Source organism: Minwuia sp. (genome assembly GCF_048007105.1).
Classification (GTDB): domain Bacteria; phylum Pseudomonadota; class Alphaproteobacteria; order Minwuiales; family Minwuiaceae; genus Minwuia.
This window is the reverse complement of record NZ_CP180352.1, coordinates 2,845,100-2,861,699: the sequence shown is the minus strand read 5'-3', so window position 1 is coordinate 2,861,699 and position 16,600 is coordinate 2,845,100. Positions and strand designations below refer to the sequence as shown.

The 16,600-nt window shown below is 65.9% G+C and carries 13 protein-coding genes and 1 other RNA gene; 6 read left to right on the top strand and 8 right to left on the bottom strand.

The features are described from left to right. Positions 1-3: 3 nt before the first annotated feature. Together ACMVY4_RS13845 and ACMVY4_RS13840 are read left to right on the top strand one after the other, a co-directional pair. Positions 4-1,089, top strand: coding sequence for an SDR family oxidoreductase (locus tag ACMVY4_RS13845; protein WP_416896610.1), 1,086 nt, complete (start codon positions 4-6; stop codon positions 1,087-1,089). Between the two features lie 128 nt (positions 1,090-1,217). Next, on the top strand, positions 1,218-2,156 hold the full coding sequence (locus ACMVY4_RS13840; RefSeq protein WP_416896609.1) for an aminotransferase class IV: 939 nt from the start codon (positions 1,218-1,220) through the stop codon (positions 2,154-2,156). A 108-nt stretch (positions 2,157-2,264) separates the two neighbouring features. On the opposite strand, the gene ACMVY4_RS13835 is transcribed toward ACMVY4_RS13840, so the two are convergent. The 3 genes from ACMVY4_RS13835 to ACMVY4_RS13825 all read right to left on the bottom strand — a co-directional run bounded on the left by ACMVY4_RS13835 (position 2,265) and on the right by ACMVY4_RS13825 (position 7,680). Beyond that, complete coding sequence (locus ACMVY4_RS13835; RefSeq protein ID WP_416896608.1) at positions 2,265-4,634, bottom strand: transketolase; 2,370 nt, start codon at positions 4,632-4,634, stop codon at positions 2,265-2,267. 105 nt (positions 4,635-4,739) lie between these two features. After that, a complete protein-coding gene (ada, locus tag ACMVY4_RS13830; protein ID WP_416900315.1) occupies positions 4,740-5,810 on the bottom strand; it encodes a bifunctional DNA-binding transcriptional regulator/O6-methylguanine-DNA methyltransferase Ada in 1,071 nt (356 codons plus the stop codon). 55 nt (positions 5,811-5,865) lie between these two features. Continuing rightward, positions 5,866-7,680 (bottom strand): acyclic terpene utilization AtuA family protein, encoded by a 1,815-nt coding sequence (locus ACMVY4_RS13825; protein ID WP_416896607.1) that lies wholly within the window; start codon positions 7,678-7,680, stop codon positions 5,866-5,868. Positions 7,681-7,850: 170 nt separating this feature from the next. Between ACMVY4_RS13825 and ACMVY4_RS13820 the strand changes: the two genes are divergently transcribed. Beyond that, the gene (locus ACMVY4_RS13820; RefSeq protein WP_416896606.1) at positions 7,851-9,167 is read left to right on the top strand and encodes a mechanosensitive ion channel family protein; all 1,317 of its coding nucleotides are present in this window, start codon (positions 7,851-7,853) and stop codon (positions 9,165-9,167) included. Positions 9,168-9,207: 40 nt separating this feature from the next. Here the strand turns inward: ACMVY4_RS13820 and ACMVY4_RS13815 are convergent, their stop codons facing one another. The 5 genes from ACMVY4_RS13815 to thyX all read right to left on the bottom strand — a co-directional run bounded on the left by ACMVY4_RS13815 (position 9,208) and on the right by thyX (position 14,363). Beyond that, entirely contained in the window at positions 9,208-10,200 is a 993-nt protein-coding gene (locus ACMVY4_RS13815; protein WP_416896605.1) for an MDR family oxidoreductase, read from the bottom strand. A gap of 68 nt (positions 10,201-10,268) precedes the next feature. After that, a complete protein-coding gene (locus ACMVY4_RS13810) occupies positions 10,269-11,237 on the bottom strand; it encodes an ATP-grasp domain-containing protein (protein WP_416896604.1) in 969 nt (322 codons plus the stop codon). A gap of 3 nt (positions 11,238-11,240) precedes the next feature. Beyond that, on the bottom strand, positions 11,241-12,785 hold the full coding sequence (locus tag ACMVY4_RS13805) for an acyl-CoA synthetase (RefSeq protein ID WP_416896603.1): 1,545 nt from the start codon (positions 12,783-12,785) through the stop codon (positions 11,241-11,243). A gap of 72 nt (positions 12,786-12,857) precedes the next feature. Beyond that, entirely contained in the window at positions 12,858-13,295 is a 438-nt protein-coding gene (locus tag ACMVY4_RS13800) for a YybH family protein (protein WP_416896602.1), read from the bottom strand. 135 nt (positions 13,296-13,430) lie between these two features. After that, the gene (gene thyX / locus ACMVY4_RS13795) at positions 13,431-14,363 is read right to left on the bottom strand and encodes an FAD-dependent thymidylate synthase (protein WP_416896601.1); all 933 of its coding nucleotides are present in this window, start codon (positions 14,361-14,363) and stop codon (positions 13,431-13,433) included. Positions 14,364-14,434: 71 nt separating this feature from the next. Between thyX and ssrA the strand changes: the two genes are divergently transcribed. From ssrA to ACMVY4_RS13780, 3 genes are all read left to right on the top strand, one after another. Then, positions 14,435-14,759, top strand: a transfer-messenger RNA (tmRNA) gene (ssrA, locus tag ACMVY4_RS13790). A gap of 74 nt (positions 14,760-14,833) precedes the next feature. Then, the gene (locus tag ACMVY4_RS13785) at positions 14,834-15,334 is read left to right on the top strand and encodes an SspB family protein (protein WP_416896600.1); all 501 of its coding nucleotides are present in this window, start codon (positions 14,834-14,836) and stop codon (positions 15,332-15,334) included. Positions 15,335-15,779: 445 nt separating this feature from the next. After that, complete coding sequence (locus ACMVY4_RS13780) at positions 15,780-16,508, top strand: DUF4197 domain-containing protein (RefSeq protein ID WP_416896599.1); 729 nt, start codon at positions 15,780-15,782, stop codon at positions 16,506-16,508. Positions 16,509-16,600: the final 92 nt, after the last annotated feature.

Genomic DNA, 16,600 nt, shown 5'->3' with positions numbered 1-16,600 from the left:
CCCATGGGCGGCAAGGTCCTGATTGCGGGCGCCAGCGGCATCGTGGGCGGCGCGGCGGTGCGCCATTTCGGTTCGCTGCCGGACTGGGAGGTGGTGGCCCTGTCGCGCCGGGCGCCGGATTACGACCACGACGCCGAGCACCTTTCGCTGGACCTGACGGACGCCGGCGCCTGCGAGGCTGCGGCGGCAGAACACTTCGGCGACGTCACCCATCTCGTCTACGCCGCCCTCTACGAGAAGGAGGACGTGATCGCGGGCTGGCGCGATCACGAGCAGATGCGCATCAACGACCTGATGCTGCGCAACCTGTTTGGGCCGCTTGAGCGTTATGCGAAGGGCCTGCAGCACGTCTCCCTGATGCAGGGAGCAAAAGCCTATGGCGTCCACATCCGCCACATGGAAAGCCCGGCCAAGGAACGCTGGCCGCGCGACCCGCACGACAATTTCTACTGGCTGCAGGAAGACTATCTGAAGGCCCGACAGGCGGCGGGCAAGGGCTGGTCGTGGACCATCTGGCGGCCGCATCTGGTCACCGGTTTCTCGCCGGGCAGCCCGATCAACATGATCTTCGCCGTCGGCGCCTATGCCGCCATCTGCCGGGAGCTGGGCGAACCGCTGATCTTCTCCGGCGGCCCGCCCTTCATCCAGCAGATGTCGGATTCGCGGCTGATCGCGAGGGGCTTCGCCTGGGCGGCGGACAACCCGGCGGCAGCCGGCAACCAGATCTTCAACGTCGCCAATGGCGACATCGTCATCTGGCAGAACCTCTATCCCGCCATCGCCCGGCATTTCGGCCTCGAACTCGGGCCCCCGCGCCCCTTCTCGCTGGCCGAAACCATGCCGGCGAAGGAAGCGGTCTGGCGTGACATCGTCCAGAAACACGGGCTGCAGCCGCTCGGCCTGGCCGAGACCGTAGGCGCGTCGTGGCAGTTCGCCGACTTCGTGCTCGGCCACGGCAAGAAGCCCTCGGCAACCGTGCTCTCGACGGTCAAGCTGCAACAGGCCGGGTTCCATGACTGCCTCGACAGCGAGGACGCGCTGATCGACTGGTTCGAGGACCTGCAGGAGCGGCGCATCCTGCCACGCTGACGGAAGCCGGCTGTCCCTGGCCCGCCCCACCGCTTGTCATCCGGCGCATCCGTGACGGGCGAGACTTGACCCTTCCTGCGCGCATGAGACGATAGCCGTCTCGATTGACCTGCCCGGGGAGACCCGCCATGAACGAAGTGAAACCTTTCCGAGACGACGTTACCGACCGCAACATGTCCGGCGGTTGCGGCTTTCAGGACGGGGTCTACAAGCCCATCGCCGATGTCTCGGTCAACGTGCTCGACTGGGGCTTCAACAAGTCCGACGTCACCTATGACGTGGTGCATGTAAAGGACGGCGCATTCTTCCGCCTGCAGCATCATCTCGACCGCTTCTGGGCCTCGATGGCCGGCCTGCGCATGTCGATCCCCTACAGCCAGGAAGAGGTCGCGGAGATCCTGACCGAATGCGTCCGCCGGGCGCGGCTGCGCGACGCCTATGTCGCCATGGTCACCACCCGCGGCGTGCCGAAGCCCGGCATGCCCCGCAAGCCGGGTCTGATCGAGAACCGCTTCATCGGTTACGCCATCCCCTGGGTCGACGTCATCAAGCCCGACGTGCAGGAACGCGGCGCGCATCTGATCATCGCCAAGACGCCGCGCATCCCTTCGGCCTCGGTCGATCCGACCATCAAAAACTATCACTGGGGCGACCTGATCCGGGCCCAGTTCGAGGCCGACGACGCCGGCGCCGACACGGCGGTGCTGCTCGATCTGGACGGCTACCTGACCGAGGGGCCGGGCTTCAATGTCTTCGCCGTCATCGACGGCACGGTGGTCACGCCCGACCGCGGCGCGCTGGAAGGCGTCACGCGGCAATCGGTGCTCGATCTCTGCGCCGACATGGGCATCCCGACCGAGATCCGCCCGATCACGGCGGACGAGTTCCGCGAGGCCGACGAGATCTTCACCGCAACGACGGCGGGCGGAGTCATGCCGTGCAGCCGCGTCGATGGACGCATCAAGGGCAATGACCGCCCCGGCCCGATCAGTGCGAAGCTCAAGGACGTCTATTGGCAGCGCCACGCCGAGGGCTGGGACACGACCCCGATCGACTACGGGGACTGATTGCACCCTCTGGCGTCATGCCGGACCTGATCCGGCATCCGGCCAATCAAACAGCCTTGCGGCGAAGCCGCTCCGGACCCCGGCTCAAGGCCGGGGTGACGGCCTCCCCTACGACCACCCGGCGACCTTCTTTCCCGCCGTCAGGCCACTGACGGCATCCACGATGGTGTCGGCGTCGATGCCGAAATGGCGGTAGAGGTCTTCGATGGTGCCGGTCTGGCCGAAATGCTCGACGCCGAGCGGTACGGTCTTGTGGCCTTCGACCGAACCGAGCCAGCCGAGCGTCGCCGGGTGCCCGTCGATCACGGTGATGATCGTGCAGTGACGCGGCAGCGGCATCAGCATCCGCTCGATCAGGCTGCGGGCATTGGCGTCGCCGCGCTTGCGGGCGCGCTGCGCCGCGGTCCAGCCGGCTATCAGGCGGTCGGCAGAGGTGATGGCCATGACCCCGATGTCGCGGCGGTGCCCGCCGATACGCCCGGCGGCCTCGATCACCTCCGGCGCCACCGTGCCCTGATAGGCGATGACGACATCCGCGTTCGGCCCGGGTTCGCGCCACCAGTAGGCGCCGTCGATGACGCCCTGACGGAAGGCCTCGCCGTCCCGCTTCATGGGCTGTTCCAGCGAGCGGGTCGAAAGCCGGAGATAGACCGAACCGCCAGTCTCGTCGCGCAGCCAGGTGCGCTCATCCGGATCGCCCTCCCCGTCGCGCTGCATGTAGGCGAAGGCCCATTCCATGATCGCGGCGAGTTCGTCGGCATAGGCCGGCTCGAAGGCGGCCAGCCCGTCCTGGCTCATGCCGATCAGGGGCGAGCCGACCGACTGGTGCGCCCCGCCCTCCGGCGCCAGCGACACGCCAGAGGGCGTGCCCGCGATGATGAAGCGCGCGTCCTGGTAACAGGCATAGTTCAGCGCATCGAGACCGCGGGCGACGAAGGGGTCGTAGACCGTGCCGACCGGCAGCAGTCTCGTCCCGAACAGGCTGTGCGACAATCCCGCCGCGCCGAGCAGCAGGAACAGGTTCATCTCGGCGATGCCGAGCTCGATGTGCTGCCCGTCGGGACGGAAGCGCCATTTCTGCGCCGAAGGCACGCGTTCGGCCTGGAAGGTGTCGTCCATGGCTTCGCGGGCATAGAGGTGACGGCGGTTCACCCATGGCCCCAGATTGGTCGAGACCGTCACGTCCGGCGACGAGGTAACGATCCGGTCCGACAGCCCGCTCTTCGACTTGGCGATGGCGTCCATGATCTTGCCGAACGCCGCCTGGGTCGAGATCGACCCGTCCTTCGGCACTTCCAGCGGCGGCACCTCGACCGCGGCGTCCGAATAGCGCCGCGTACCCTTCGCGAAGAACGGGACATCGGCCAGGAAGTCTTTCAGCGCCTCCGTATCGTCGACTGTCGCGAACGGCTCCCATTCCTCGCCCCCGGCGACGCCCATGCGCTTCTGGAACTCCGCCATCTGGGGCGGATTCATGATCCCGCCGTGATTGTCCTTGTGGCCGGCCAGCGGCGTACCCCAGCCCTTGATCGTGTAGGCCAGGAAGCAGGTCGGGCGGTCGTCGGAGATTTTCGAGAACGCATCCGCCAGCGTCTCCACGCATTGCCCGCCGAGGTTCTGCATCAGCTCGGCCAGTTCGTCGTCGGAGCGCCTGTCCAGTAGCGCGGTGATGTCGCCCTGATCGCCGATCTCGTCCATCAGGCGCTTGCGCCAGGCCTTGCCGCCCTGGAAGGTCAGCGCCGAATAGAGCTGGTTCGGGCAGGCCTCGATCCATTCCTTCAGCCGCTCGCCGCCGGGTTCGGCGAAAGCCGCCTCCTGAATGACGCCGTGGCGCAGGCGGACGACGTTCCACCCGAAAGCGTCGAAGATCTTCTCGATCCGCTCCCACAGCCCCTCGCGGATGACGCCGTCGAGGCTCTGGCGGTTGTAGTCGATCACCCACCAACAGTTTCTGAGGCCGTGCTTCCAGCCCTCCTGCAGACATTCGTAGACATTGCCCTCGTCGAGCTCGGCATCGCCGACCAGCGCCACCATGCGGCCCATGGGGCTGTCCGGCGCGAAGCTCTTGGCGGCGATGTAGTCCTGCACGATGGAGGCGAAAGCGGTGATGCCGACGCCGAGGCCGACCGAGCCGGTGGAGAAATCGACATCGTCGATATCCTTGGTCCGGCTGGGATAGGACTGCACACCGCCGAAGCCGCGGAAGGCCTCCATCTTCTCGCGCGTCTGGTTGCCCATCAGATACTGGATCGCATGGAAGATCGGCGAGGCGTGGGGCTTCACCGCCACCCGGTCCTCGGGACGTAGCGCCGAGAAGTAGAGTGCGGTCATGATCGACACCATCGACGCCGACGATGCCTGATGACCGCCCACCTTCAGCCCGTCCTCGTTCGGACGGATGTGGTTGGCGTTGTGGATCATCCAGTGCGACAGCCAGAGCAGCCGCTGCTCGATGGTCTTCAGGTGGTCGATGCTCATTCCAGGCTCCGCCTCGGCCGCGGATTGCCCGATCACCGGAAAGGGCGCGGTCCGTTTCCCGCCGGAGTGTAGAGAAACGGACCGCCGGCTTGAAGGCCCGGGCGCCTAGCCCTGCCGTTCCATCTCCAGGAGGGCCTGCTTGCGCTCGAGGCCCCAGCGGTAGCCGTGCAGTTTCCCGTCCGAGCCAAGCGCCCGATGGCAGGGAATGGCCAGCGAAACCGGGTTGCGGCCGCAGGCGGTGCCGACGGCGCGGACGGCCTTCGGATTGCCGATCATCTCGGCGACCTGCTTGTAGGTCCGGGTCTCGCCATAGGGGATCTCCATCAGCGCCTGCCAGACCCGCCATTGGAACGCTGTGGCGCGGACATCGAGCGGCAGTGCCGGATGCGGTCCGTTCCGGTCGAGATAGGCCGTCAGCGCCGCAAGCGAGCCGCTGAGCGCGCCGCCATCTTCCTGCAGCGCGGCGCCCGGATACTCGTCCTTGAGTTCACGCGCGAGCGCGGCCGGGTCGTCGCCCAGATAGACAGCCGACACGCCCTTCTCGGTCGCCGCAGCCAGGACAAGGCCGAGATGGCAGTCGGCGAAGCCGTAGGCCAGCCGGATCCCCGGTGCGCCTTTCGCGTAGACGCCGGGCGCCATGCCCATCTGCCGTCCGGCGTTCTCGTAGACCCGGCTCGGCGAGCCGTATCCGGCGGCATAGATAGCGTCCGACACGCCGCCCCCGGACTTCAGACCGCCCTTCAGCAGAGCCATCCGCCGGGCGTCGGCATACTGCTTCGGGCTGACGCCGAGCGCCTTCTTGAACGCCTTCTGGAAATGCTGGGCATTGAACCCGGCACGCTCCGCCAGCTGCTCCAGCGTCGGCACCTCGCCGGCCTCGATCAGCCGGGTCTCGATCTGACGCGCCGCGTCCTCGATGGACGCCATCATCGGGTCGACCAGGTGCTGATGCTGCGGATGACAGCGTTTGCAGGGCCGGTAACCGGCGGCCTCGGCCGCGGCCGGCACGTCGTAGAAGACGATGTTCTGCCGCTTCGGCGTTCGGGCCGGGCAGCTCGGACGGCAGTAGATGCCGGTGGTCTTCACGCCCAGAACGAAGTGGCCGTCATAGTTCGCGTCGCGCGTCTCGACGGCGGTCCAGTATCGATGCTCGGTCATGGCTTGCTCCTTCTCCATGACCGCAAGATCGTCCTTTCCGCTCAACCCCGCCATCCGGGGCTTGTCGTCAATATCAGGCCGCCGCTTCGCGAACGTCCTCGTGCACACCCCAGGCCTTCGGCACCTCGACCGGCATGTCCATCAGGATCTGGGCGTAGGCCTTGCCCTGCGGATCGTTGCGCAGACTGGCGACGCCGCCGCCGCCCAGCGCCTCGTAGAGCATGAAGTTCATGGCGCCAATGCCTGGCAGGTCGAAGCGGTCGATCTTCACGCCGTCGTCGAAGACATGGGACATGTAGGCGCCCACGGCTTCCGCGGTCAGCGCATGCCGCAGCACCGGCAGATACTCCGGCTGCCGCGCAATGACGCCGATATTGGCGTGCGCGCCCTTGTCGCCGGAGCGGCCGTGCGCGATCGCCAGCAGCGGCACGGTCACGGTCTCGCCTGACGGCGCCTCGGCCGCAACGGGTTCCGGGCGGGACGCGGTGGACGCATCCAGCGGCTGACCCGCCGGCACCTCGACGTCGAAGCTCCGGTCGTCGACATGCACCTGCACAGGCACTTCGGTCTTCTTCGCAAGGAATGAGAACAGACGGATCACCGGCTGGGCCTTCGGGCGGCCGCCGCCGAAACCGGTCGTGCCCTGGGAGAACGACGTGCCCGCCGGCGCGATCTCTTTCACGAAGATCGAGAGCGCCTTCGGATCCGGATGCTTCACGGCCAGCTTCATCACCGCCTCGCGGGCGTTCCGGGTGCGCGAATGCGGCCCGTACATGGCCTCCCCGCCCAGCACCTCGACCAGCGCCTCGGTATAGTCGCCCATGTTCCGCTCGGCGAGCATGCGCCGGGTCCGCTTCAGGATCGCGTCCGCGGTCTTCTCGCATTTCTGCACCGCATCCCAGCCGCCGATGGTGATCAGCGCCGTCGCCCGGAAACCGTCCTGAAAGGTCGCGGAGACCTTGTAGCTGTCCGTGGCCGGACGGCCCTTCGCGCCAGAAACCTTCACGCGGTGCTCGCCCACTTCCTCGACCTTCACCTGGGTGAAGTCGCAGACCACGTCGGGCAGGATGTAGGCGGTCGGATCGCCGATCTCGTAGAGCAACTGCTCCTTGACCGTCCCCGCCTCGACCAGTCCGCCGGTGCCGTCCGGCTTGGTGACGACGAAGCTGCCGTCGGCAGAACATTCGGCGATCGGATAGCCGATATCGTCCCAGCCGGGCACGCGGTGATAGTCGGTGTAGAGACCGCCCGTCGCCTGCGCGCCGCATTCCAGTATGTGACCGCAAAGGCTGCCGGCCGACATCAGGTCGAAATCGTCTGGCGACCAGCCGAATTCGTGGATCAGGGGACCGAGGGTCACGGCGCTGTCGACGGCGCGGCCGGTGATGACGACGTCGGCGCCCTCATCGAGGGCCTTCGCGACAGGAACGGCCCCAAGATAGGCGTTCATCGACCAGCACTTCTCGGGGAAACCGGCGCCCGAGAACATCTCGGTCGTCCCGGCCTTGCGGTAGTCATCCTCCTGCGGCAGCAGGTCGTCGCCGGTCACCCAGGCGATCTTCAGCTTCACGCCCGCAGCCTCGCAGACTTCCCTCAGCGCGACGGCACAGGCCTGCGGGTTCACACCGCCGGCATTGCTCACAACCTTGATGCCCTTCTCGGCGATCTCCCGGATCACCTGCTTCATCGCCACGGAGACGAAGTCGACGGCATAGCCGGTATCGGCATCCCTGGCCCGCATCCGGGCCATGATCGACATGGTGATCTCGGCCAGATAGTCGAAGACGAGGTAATCGATCTCGGCCCGGCGGACGAGCTGAGGCGCGGCAACACCGCTGTCGCCCCAGAATCCCGAAGCGCCTCCGATACGTATGATCTTGTCGGCCATGACTGATCCTCCCCTGAATCCGGCGGCCCTGATGAGCCACATGGTCCGACGAACGGCCCCATCAAGGCAAGGGGGGCGGATGCGGACCAGCCATCAGCCCGACACTGCGACGGTGCGGCACGGTGGGCTGCAATTGCCCCGACACTTTTGTCTCCATATTCTCCGCCACCATGACTGACCTGACAGCGTTCTGGCAGGAGATCGAAGCGGTCTGGCGCCGCGGAGTCTTCGGCGTGGAGATCGACAGCATCCTGCTCGCGATCGCCATCTTCATCGTGTTCGTGATCCTACGCGGGCTCTTCACCTGGATCGTGATCACCTCGCTCGGACGCCTGACGGCGAAGACCGAAACCACGGTGGACGACCAGATTCTCGCGGCCATGAAGGAGCCACTGCGCTTCACCTTCTTTGTCGCCGGGCTGTTTTTCGCGATGCGGGTGGCGCCGCTGCCCGAGGGCGTCGATGCCTATGTCACCAAGGTGATCCGCTCGCTGATCGCCTTCACGATCTTCTGGGCGATCTACCGGATGGCCATCCCGCTTTCCTTCGCGCTGGATCGGGCCTTCACCGCGATGCGCGGCCAGGAACTGGGCGCGGCGCTGAAGAACTTCGCGGTCCGGGTCTTCCGGGTGATCATCGTGGTGCTGGGTATCGCCGCGATCCTCGAGGAATGGGACTTCGACATTGCCGCCGTGCTCGGCGGTCTCGGCCTGATCGGCATGGCGGTCGCCTTCGGCGCGCAGAACCTGATTTCCAACCTGTTCGGCGGCCTGGTCATCTTCCTGGACAAGATCTTCGTCGAGGGTCACTGGATCCGTTCCGCCGACGTCGAGGGCACGGTCGAGAAGATCGGCTTCCGCACGACCAAGATCCGCCGGTTCGACAAGGCGCTGGTGACCGTGCCGAACGCCAAGCTGTCCGACGACGCCGTCGTCAATTTCTCGTTGATGACCAACCGCCGGATCTACTGGATGATCGGCGTCGAGTACCGCACGACGCAGGAGCAACTCGCCCAGGTCGTTCGCGGCATCAACGACTACGTCTACGGCAATGACGATTTCGAGACCGATCCGAACCGCGTCTCGACGCTGATCCATGTCGACAGCTTCAACGACTCCTCGATCGACATCATGCTCTACTGCTTCACCAAGACAACGAAGTGGGCCGAGTGGATGGAGGTCAAGGAGCGGCTGCTCTACCACATCAAGGGTCTTGTCGAGGACGCCGGCACCGGCTTCGCCTTCCCGTCGTCGTCGCTCTATGTGGAGACCCTGCCCTTCGGTCGGCCCGAGGCCATTCCGGGCACCGAGGACAACGCACCGGAAAGGCCGGCCAGTCCGGACTCCGGCGGCGGCCAGCAGGCGCAGATCACCGAGAAGCGTCCGGCGCGCGGCCCCTCGCCCGGTCAGGACCAGGCGGAGGAAGGCCGGAAGTCGTCGGCCCACCACACCGGTCCGGATACCGGCGACGAGGGCGAGGGCTCATAGCGGTCGACGCCGGGCGGGACGCTCCGCCCGGCTGTCAGCCTCAGGCGTTCACGTCGACGATGACGCGGCCGCGGACCTGACCCTTCAGGATCTCGGGCGCGAGTTCCAGCACCTTCTCCAGCGGCACTGTCTCGGTCATCGCGTTGAGCTTGTCCATCGGCAGGTCAACCGCCAGACGGGCCCAGGCCTCGGTCCGCGCGGCCATCGGCGCCTCGACGGAATCGATGCCGGCCAGGGTCACGCCACGCAGGATGAAAGGCAGCACGGTGGTCGACAGATCCGGCCCGCCGGCGAGGCCACAGGCCGCGACGCAGCCGCCATATTTCGTCTGCGCCAGCGCATTGGCCAGGGTGTGGGAGCCGACCGTGTCGACGACGCCGGCCCAGCGCGGCTTCTGGAACGGCTTGCCCTGCTCGGACAGCGTGTTGCGGTCGATGCACTCCGCCGCGCCGAGGCTCTTCAGATAGTCATGGGTGCTCTCGCGGCCCGTCGAGGCGACGACCGTGTAGCCCAGCTTCGCGAGAACGCTGACGGCGACCGAGCCGACGCCGCCGGCCGCGCCTGTGACCAGAACCTCGCCGTCCTTCGGTCCGACGCCGTGCTTCTCCAGCGCCAGCACGCAGAGCATGGCGGTATAACCGGCGGTGCCCACAGCCATGGCCGATTTCAGATCGACCCCATCCGGCAGCTTGACCAGCATGCCCGACCGCACGCGCGCCTTCTCGGCATAGCCACCGGAGTGATTCTGGCTGAGACCGTAGCCGTTCAGCACGACCTGATCGCCGGGCTTGAAGTCGGCGGAGTCCGACGACGCCACGGTGCCCGAGAAGTCGATGCCGCAGACCATCGGGAAGCTCTCGCAGATCTTGCCCTTGCCGGTGACCGCGAGGCCGTCCTTGTAGTTCAGCGTGGAATAGGCGACGTCGACGACGACATCGCCTTCGGAGAGCTGATCGAGGCCGATCTGCTCGATCTTCGAGACGTACCCGTCATCGGTCTTGTTGGCGACGATCGCCCTGAATGTGTCGGCCATGATGCGCTCCCCCGGCTTCGAAACTGCGTTGGCGTTAGTTAGAGCATCCGCGGCGTGCGGCGCAATGCTCAGCCGGGGAAGGCGCGCGCAAGCGCCGCGGTGTAGATGCCGAGCGCGGTTGCACGGGCCTCGGGATCGCGCCGGCCGAAATGCTCCAGCATCACGCCGGCATTCACCTCCATGACGACGGGCGCGCCGTCCATGGTCTCGGCGATGTCCACGCTGCCGAAACGGAGCGCCACGGCCTCCGCCGCCCTGAGGGCGAGACCGGCGGCGGCGGCATGCGCCGGCGCTTCCGGGTCGATGCGCTCGGCCTGCGCCCCGTGCCCCAGATTGTGCCGCCAGCCCAGCACGACGCGCTCTCCGGCCGTCGGCACACGGTCCAGTTCGGACCGCGGAACGCCGGCAAGCCAGTCGGCGAATTCCTCGGCGCCGGCGGGGTCCATGGCCGCCGCCGCCAGCTGCCGGATAGCTGTCTTGCCGTCGCCTTCGACCGAAAGCCGTTCCTTGGCGTAGGCGAGCAGGATCTCGCCGTCGAGCACCACGAAACGCTTCTCCGCAGTCAGCTCGGTGAAGGGCGAGACAGCGACCGACCGGCAGGACTGCAGCAAGAGGTGCACGACCCGCTCCAGTTCCGCCGTCGAGGTCACGCGGTGCACGTCATTGCCGCTGGTGCCCTCATTGGCCTTCACAACGACATCGCGCGCGAAGGCCTCGAATGCCTCGAGCAGCCGTGACCAGTTGCCCGGCAGGCCGGTGAAGCGGTGCATGATCGGCTCGAGAAACAGCCGGTGCTCGATCATCGGCACAGCAGCGGCGGCGAGCACGTCGTATGTCGCCGCCTTGTCGTTGCAGACCCTGAGCGTCGTGGCCCCGTTCAGGCCCAGATCATAGCCGAAGACAAGATGCCTTCCCGCCGGTCCCTCCAGCGCCATGACCCAGTCCTGGGACATGCGCACCAGTTTCAGACCCCGGTCCCCGGCGAAGCGGACGACCGCCTCGACCAGCAGCCGCTCGTCATTGCGGATCGGCGGCAAGCGTCAGGCGACCCTGGCGTCGGCGGCCGCAAGGTCGTCGCGGAGCGTGCGCTTGAGCACCTTGCCCGTCGCATTGCGCGGCAGGGCCTGGATGAACTCGACCCGCTTCGGCGTCTTGAACGTGGCCAGATTGGCCCGGCAATGGGCGATGATCTGATCCGCCGTCAGTTCGGCGCCCTTCTTCAGCACCACCACAGCACAGCCGATCTCGCCCCACTTGTCGTCAGGCAGCCCCACCACCGCTGCCTCTGCGATGTCGTCGAGGCGGTAGATCACGTTCTCGACCTCGGCCGGATACACGTTCTCGCCACCGGAGATGTACATGTCCTTGGTGCGGTCGACGATGTAGTAGAAACCGTTCTCGTCCATCCGGGCGGCATCGCCGGTGTGGAGCCAGCCATCGGTGATGGTCGATGCCGTGGCCTCCGGACGGTTCCAGTAACCCGGCGTGATGTTCGGACCCTTCACCCAGAGTTCGCCCATCTCGCCGACGGGAACCTCCTTGCCGTCCTCGTCGACGATCTTGACCTGATTGTGCAACACGGGCTTGCCGGCCGAACCCGGCGCGCGCATGGCGTCGCGGGCGTCCAGCGCCAGCACGGAGGGGCTGGTCTCGGTCATGCCGAAGCCCTGGGCCAGACCGAGGCCGCGCTTGTCCCAGATCTCCAGCAACGGCACCGGCACCGGCGCGCCGCCGACGCCGGCCATCTGCAGCCGCGACAGGTCCGCATCCGCGAAGCCAGGCTGCTGCGCCATGAACTGGTAGTTGGCCGGCACGCCGAAGAAGTGGGTGATGCCAAGTTCGGGATCGTTGATCAGGTCCAGCGCCACAGCCGGATCGAAGGCCTTCATCACCAGCACCGTACCGCCGGCATGGAGCACGGGATTGGAGTAGCAGTTGAGGCCACCGGTGTGGAACAGCGGCAGCACGGTCAGTTGCACGGTGTCGGGCGAAATGCGGTGCGGATGTCCCAGATTGACCGTGTTCCAGAAGGTCATGCCATGGGTGATCATCGCCCCCTTCGGCAGGCCCGTCGTGCCGGAGGTGTACATGATGGTCCAGAGATCGTCGTGGGTGAGATCGACCATCTCGACCGGTCCGGCCTGCGCCTTCAGCCCGCGCTCATAGGCGCTGTCGGAACCGTCGCAGGCGGTTTCCAGCAGATGCGCGATGCCGGCTTCCTTTGCGACAGCCGCCGAGGTCTCTGCGAATTCGGGGCCGTGGATCATGATCTTCGGGCCGGCGTCGCCAGCGATGAAGGACAGTTCCGGAACCGTCAGACGCCAGTTGAGCGGCAGGAACACCGCGCCCAGCTTGGCGCAGGCGAATTGTATCTCCAGGTAGTCGGTGCAATTTGACGCCAGGATGCCGACCCGGTCGCCGCGCTTAATGCCGAATTGGTGCCGCAACAGTGCGGCGGCGCGGCCTGCCCTGTCATTGGCCTCGGCATAGGTGAACCGGCGGCGGCTCTCCAGATCGACCAGCGCCAACCGGTCACCGCCGAACTGCGTGTGGTGCGCCAGCCAGTCATAGACCTTCACGGACATGCGTTCTCCTCCCCCGCTGAACGGCGCGGGATGATAGCGTTCCGTGGGTTCAGGACAATGGGCCGATCGGCCTCAGGCTGCGGAGTTGCGCTTCGGCGCCTCGCGGTCATGCCACCAGAGCCGCAGCAGGCGGGCGTCGCCGCTGTCGCCCAGTCGGCATTCCAGCATGCCGTCGAACTCGATCCGGACGCCGGCCTCGATCAGGTTGAACTGCGCCGCCCAGCGGGCCAGACCCAGATCGCCGTTAACCGCGAGCGCGCGGTACATGAAGACGACGTCGGACTGTTTCGACAGCGCCTCGCGCCAGTGAGCCAGGATGGCCTGTTGCCCGCGCTTCGGCGGACCAAAAGGCGTTTCGAAGAACGCCGCCTCGGGATCGAAGAGAGCTGCGACCTGCTCCGCGTCAAGATTCTGCCAGGCCGCGCCGAAGTCCTGCAGCCAGCGGTCGAATTGCTCCATGGTCACAGCGTCGGGCTTCCCGGAATAGTCATCGCGTTCTGCCTCACTCATGACGCCCCAGCACTCTTTCGGCTGCCAATCCACACCGATCCGGCACCCCGGCTTGCAGAATGCGGATAGTTAACGGTTCTCTCGCCTCTCTAGCAAGGCGCGTACCGCTTCGAAACCCATACGGGTATTGGGGTGTTATACGTCCAGAATTGCGGCCAGTTCACGCCATTCGCGCGCGGACATGCCGCTGGACTTCTGATCGACGGCCTCGCCCTTCAGCATCCGCTTCACGGCGTCGAGGCCCCTCGCCGACAGGTTCGCGCCGCCCAGACGGTACTCCTCGAAGGCGGCTGCGGTCAGCGGCACCCAGGCGCGCATGGTGTCGATCATCGCGTCAGCGAACACACGGATCTCGTACTGCGCGTGGCTGTCGGCGCGCAGGGACAGGAAGTGCATGAGGTTGTGCAGATCGGTCTTCCAGTACCACTGGGTATAGAAGTTCAGCGACAGGTTCATGCGCGCCAGTTCGCGCGCCAGACCTGAGCGCCCGGCATCCAGCGGTTCGCCGTCCGCTCCTTCGTTCAGCATATCCTCGTAATGTGCATAGGCCCGCTCGCTGTCCTCGCGCAGCAGGTCCATGACGCGCGCCGCCTCCTCGCCTTCCAGCACGTCGCCACGGCCCTGCCGGTTCGACGACGACTGCGCCGACAGATGCTCGGGCGCCGGAATATAGAACTCCTTGTCCAGGATGGAGTAGCGCGCCGAATATTCGTTCACGTTGGCCGTGCGATGGCGGATCCACTGACGGGCGACGAAGATCGGCAGCTTGATGTGATACTTGATCTCGCACATCTCGAACGGCGTCGAATGACGGTGCCGCATCAGATAGTTGATCAAGCCGGCGTCCTGGCTGACCTGCCGCGTCCCGCGCCCGTAGGACACCCGCGCCGCCTGCACCACCGCCGCGTCGTCACCCATGTAGTCGACGACGCGCACGAAGCCGTGGTCCAGCACCGGAATGGCCTTGTAGAGCACGTCTTCCAGCGCAGACGATACCGCGCGCCGCGTCGGCTGGGTTTCGGCCCGCTGCGCCTCGATCTGGGCGAGCTGTTCGTCGGTAAGCGGCATCCGGCTCTCCGTGGACTGGGTGGCCGCACATCTTATGCGATTCGACGCACCGCGTGGCCGCCACATCGCCCACGGTGGAAATCGGGCCGCAAACAGCCTATATGTTGCGGCGTCGGGTAACCGACTATGGCGATAAACGCTTCATGGAATAAGCGTAGCGGACCCGGGGGCAGTACCCGGCGCCTCCACCAAATCTTCCGGCATGTTCGCCGGTCGGCAGCTGACGGGGGCGAAACAGGATCGACGCGCGTGGTAAAGATGTAGTTTTCGCTCGGCATGGTACCGCCGATATCGGACCATTTTCACAAGTGCCAACGACAACGAAATGGCGCTCGCTGCCTAATATAGCCAGGTAAGCGCGGCCCGGGGGGCGCCGGGCAACAGAAGCCCCCCACTGATTTGCGGCCGCTGCCGAACCGGTGGCCGGACGATGAAGCGACGCCCGGGCGGTCCGGGCGCCAGGAGGTGGCATGGATTATTCGCAGATGGTGGAGAACGCGCTGAAGGGCGTGGTCCGTGCCGCCATGGAGAAGGCGTCCACGGACGGCCTGCAGGGCAACCACCACTTCTATGTCACTTTCCTGACCCGATTCGCAGGGGTCGAACTGCCCGATCACCTGCTGGAACGGTATCCAAATGACATCACCATCGTGCTGCAGCACCAGTTCTGGGACATGGAAGTCGGCGACGAGGCCTTCGAGGTATCGCTGAGCTTCAACAAGCTGCCGACGCGTATCCGCGTGCCCTATGATGCGATCACGTCCTTTGCGGATCCCAGCGTTCAGTTCGGTCTGCAGTTCCAGCCGGCGGGCATGGCCGCCCTTCCTGTCGAGGGAGATAACGGGTCCTTTCCGGAGCCCGCCCCGACCAGCCAGGACGACGCCGAGGAACGGGGCGAAGCGGAGGCAGCGGCGGAATCCGACACCACCGGCGAAGTCGTCTCGCTCGACGCGTTCCGCAAGAAAAGCTGATTTCGCGAAAGTTCCATTCGGTTAACCAACCGGGTCGCAAATTGCACCAGTAAATGGGACAGACGCCTTCCTGTTTCGCCACACGCGCGACCATACCCGGTAGAGCTTCCGCAGGGGAAATCGGCTCGCGGAACGGGTAATGTGATGCCGCTCACGCAATCTTGGCCGCCAAACGGGAACGCCGGACGAATTTAAATTTCGGCTTTTCAACGCGTTACGCATCGAATCAGCGTTTTTCCACCCACCAGACAGGCCGGGATGGCCCCAATCTGGCCTGATGCTTGCGGTATCCAGATCAGCCATGAGGCTCCCGGCGGCCGGTTCGGTGGACAGGATCCCCGACCCCCCAAATCCAGGCCGGATCGGTCGCCGCGGTCCTCTGGCTTTCCCTTCCCCCCAAGCTCTGCGACCATCGCTCTCCGGGTGTTGAAAACGGAGACCGACGATGCGCTTCATCCATCTGTTCCTCGCGGCAGCACTTTTTGCCGCCCCACCGGCTTTGGCCGACAACCTCTTCGGCAAGGCAAAGAACCTGCTCGGCGGCGTCACAGGCGGCTCGAGTTCCTCCGGCCTGTCGCAGGCCGAGATCGGCGCTGGGCTGAAGGAGGCCCTAAGCGTCGGTTCGGGCCGTGTGGTCGAGCAGGTCAGCGCAGCCGGCGGCTTCGACGGCGACCCGGCAATCCACATCCCACTGCCTGACAATCTCAGGAAGGCGCAGTCGATCCTGAAGCGGCTCGGCATGTCGAACGAGCTGGACGTGCTTGAGGACCGCCTCAACAGCGCCGCCGAGGTCGCCTCCGCCAAGGCCAAACCGCTCTTCCTCGACGCCATCGAGGCCATGACCCTTCAGGATGTCATGGACATCTTCAACGGTCCGGACGACGCGGCAACGCAGTATTTCCGCCGCCAGATGACCCCTGGCCTGAAGTCGGAGATGCGCCCCGTCGTCGACAGCAGCCTCGCCGATGTCGGCGCCATCCAGACCTACGAGCAGACCGTCGGCGAGTTCTCGAAAGTCCCGCTGATGCCGGACCTGAAGGCCGATCTGACAGAGCATGTTCTCGACCTGGGGCTGGACGGCATCTTCCACTATCTGGCGCAGGAAGAGGCCGCGATCCGCAACAATCCGGCAGAGCGCACAACCGCCCTTCTGCAGAAGGTCTTTGCGCGTTAACCAGTTACCGCCACGAAAATTGCATCGACCGGGTTTTTCGGCCATTTTGCCCGGACCCTGGCCGGGAGGGCGGCCAAGGCTGAGCAGGGGGT